The organism is Shigella sp. FJ200513, assembly GCF_040495915.1.
In the GTDB taxonomy this organism is placed as follows: domain Bacteria; phylum Pseudomonadota; class Gammaproteobacteria; order Enterobacterales; family Enterobacteriaceae; genus ECMA0423.
In genome coordinates, this window is record NZ_JBDYCV010000217.1 from 1 (window position 1) to 2,181 (window position 2,181).

At 47.4% G+C, this 2,181-nt stretch carries 4 protein-coding genes; all 4 read left to right on the forward strand.

The annotated features are described in order from the left end of the window. Positions 1-83: 83 nt before the first annotated feature. From ABZJ92_RS21565 to ABZJ92_RS21580, 4 genes are read left to right on the forward strand one after another with little or no spacing between them, the layout of a single operon-like run. Complete coding sequence (locus tag ABZJ92_RS21565; RefSeq protein WP_000256998.1) at positions 84-302, forward strand: DUF4014 family protein; 219 nt, start codon at positions 84-86, stop codon at positions 300-302. A gap of 1 nt (position 303) precedes the next feature. Beyond that, a complete protein-coding gene (locus ABZJ92_RS21570; protein WP_001229297.1) occupies positions 304-669 on the forward strand; it encodes an HNH endonuclease in 366 nt (121 codons plus the stop codon). After that, positions 666-1,331: a hypothetical protein gene (locus tag ABZJ92_RS21575; protein ID WP_000208062.1), complete on the forward strand. Its 666-nt coding sequence runs from the start codon at positions 666-668 to the stop codon at positions 1,329-1,331. The genes ABZJ92_RS21570 and ABZJ92_RS21575 overlap by 4 nt, the downstream gene beginning before the upstream one ends. After that, positions 1,331-1,696, forward strand: a complete 366-nt coding sequence (locus ABZJ92_RS21580; protein ID WP_000610655.1) for a DUF551 domain-containing protein — start codon at positions 1,331-1,333, stop codon at positions 1,694-1,696. Before ABZJ92_RS21575 ends, ABZJ92_RS21580 begins: the two co-directional genes overlap by 1 nt. Positions 1,697-2,181: the final 485 nt, after the last annotated feature.

Below are 2,181 nucleotides of genomic sequence, written 5' to 3' on the forward strand. Positions count from 1 at the left end.
GCACTGTTAAAAATTTAATCCTTAACCGGAGGGATTTCTGCACCCTCAAATCATCAGGAGACCGCCCGAAAGGGCGGTAATGAATGGTTACATTATTTAGAAAAAAATATCCGCGAAAGAGTAGAACAACAGAATTCCTGTTTCTCATTCTGTTTATCGTGTTGATGACACCGATATCCCCGCAAATTTTTGTCTGGATAATCGGAAAAATAATTGAGCCAGTTATTGAATTGTATAACGACGTGGTATGGGCGTCATTCAACACACTGCACAATAAAATTAATCCGTATAAGGAAAGCTGATATGGCACTGACGAAAAAACAACGTGCAGAACTGCGCATGAAGTTCGGTGGTCGCTGCGCTTATTGCGGCTGCGAACTTGGCGAAAAGTGGCATGCAGACCATGTAAAACCGGTCATTCGTTTTGATGGAAATATGCTTCACCAGGAACGTGACGATATATCCAACATGGTACCAGAATGCCACCCATGCAATCTGCACAAGCATTGCAGTAGCCTGGAAGATTATCGACGAATTATCAGTGATGGTCGTCGTGAATTCCTTGCGTCCGGGAAAGGCAAAGCGCTGGTTCGTATGGGATTGGTTGAAATGAAATCTGACCCGGTTGTGTTCTGGTTTGAAATATATCAAGAAGGGGCTACGGCATGACTACTATTACCAAAGAGCGACTGCAATGGCTGGCTAACATTTCTGGCCGCGATGATATTGACGATATAGACGGCGGTGAAATTCGTGAACTGGCGCTTATCGCTCTGGCATCACTGGAAGCAGAGCCTGTAGCGGAATGCATTGTTGAAGATGGGGGCATGTGTATTGATGGGTTCGGTGAGTATGTGGGTCACTCGCTGCCTGATGGAATGCATGAGCTTTATGCTGCCCCGCGAATGCGACAACCTGATGGATGGAAAGCCGTAGCTGTAGCGTGGAAGGTGACGTTTACTCAAGTTGACCAGGAATCTAATACGTTCACTGCTATATATTTTTACAAAGCGGAAGTTGAGCGTTGGGTACGACTGCATAAAGCATGTGATTTTCGGGCAGATATAACACCGCTTTACGCAGCGCCGGCAGTGCCGGTTGCAGTAAACGACGACATGGCTTACGCATTCCATCACGCACTGTCAGATTCATCGCTTGGCTCTGATGAAATCGAAGAAATTAAAACCGGTTTGCGTGCTGCCTTTGCCAACGTCACTATCCAACCAGAGCCGATAGTGCCGGATGAAATCGGGCCAAACGATAGTAATACGTTTGATTATGTTGATGGCTGGAACGCCTGCCGCGCTGCCATGCTTAAGGGAGATAAATAATGATTAATCGAACCAAACTGGAGCACATTCTCGAATATGCCAGGCAGCAGAAATGTATTGGGCAACTTTGTAAAATTCCACCAGGAGATATGGTTGAAATCGTGGAAATGGCCATGCGTAAGGCTGGCAACTCTCCGGTAACTCTGGCTGGCTGGATAAGCTGTAGTGATGCAGTTCCTGCTGAATATTGCGATGTGATTCTTCTCGATGATCTCGGGAATGTATTCCCCGGTTCCTGGGATAAGGTTTTTTGCCCCACTCGTGGCGGGAATAAGATGGCTTTTGTGGACAAAGACGGCGTTGAAGTAGAGAGCTCAACTCACTGGATGCCGCTACCGGAACCACCGCAGGAGGTGAATCAATGACCTGGCCTGAGGCATTCACCACGGTAGGAATTGCGATGGCGGTGGCGCTGGTGGTGTATTCGATTTGCCGTTGGGGTTAACAAACAAAAACCCCGGATTGATGGTCCGGGGTTTTTGAAGGAAACAAAACAGAAACAGCAATTGCCGTTACCTGTTGTTACCATGGCAAGTAAACGTATCTCAGGCGAGCGCATTGCGCCGTTCTGACGCAGATAAATTAGCCTGGATAGAAGGTGCTGGCAATAAAAAATAGCGTTTTCTTATCGGTATCGGTAAGATTGCTGCGGGTGCTTGAGGCTGTCTGCCTCGGGCATGCCACTGTAAGGCAGACAGAGAAAAGCCCCAGTTAACATTACGCGTCCTGCAAGACGCTTAACATTAATCTGAGGCCCAATCTATGTCTCACAAATGTAGGTTAGCCTCTTACGTGCCGAAAGGCAAGGAGAAGCAGGCTATGAAGCAGCAAAAGGCGATGTTAATCGCCC

Excerpts from the sequence above, each read along its gene's own strand:
- ABZJ92_RS21570 (WP_001229297.1), top strand. The coding sequence starts at position 304 with ATGGCACTGACGAAAAAACAACGTGCAGAACTGCGCATGAAGTTCGGT.
- ABZJ92_RS21580 (WP_000610655.1), top strand. The coding sequence starts at position 1,331 with ATGATTAATCGAACCAAACTGGAGCACATTCTCGAATATGCCAGGCAG.
- ABZJ92_RS21575 (WP_000208062.1), top strand. The coding sequence starts at position 666 with ATGACTACTATTACCAAAGAGCGACTGCAATGGCTGGCTAACATTTCT.
- ABZJ92_RS21565 (WP_000256998.1), top strand. The coding sequence starts at position 84 with ATGGTTACATTATTTAGAAAAAAATATCCGCGAAAGAGTAGAACAACA.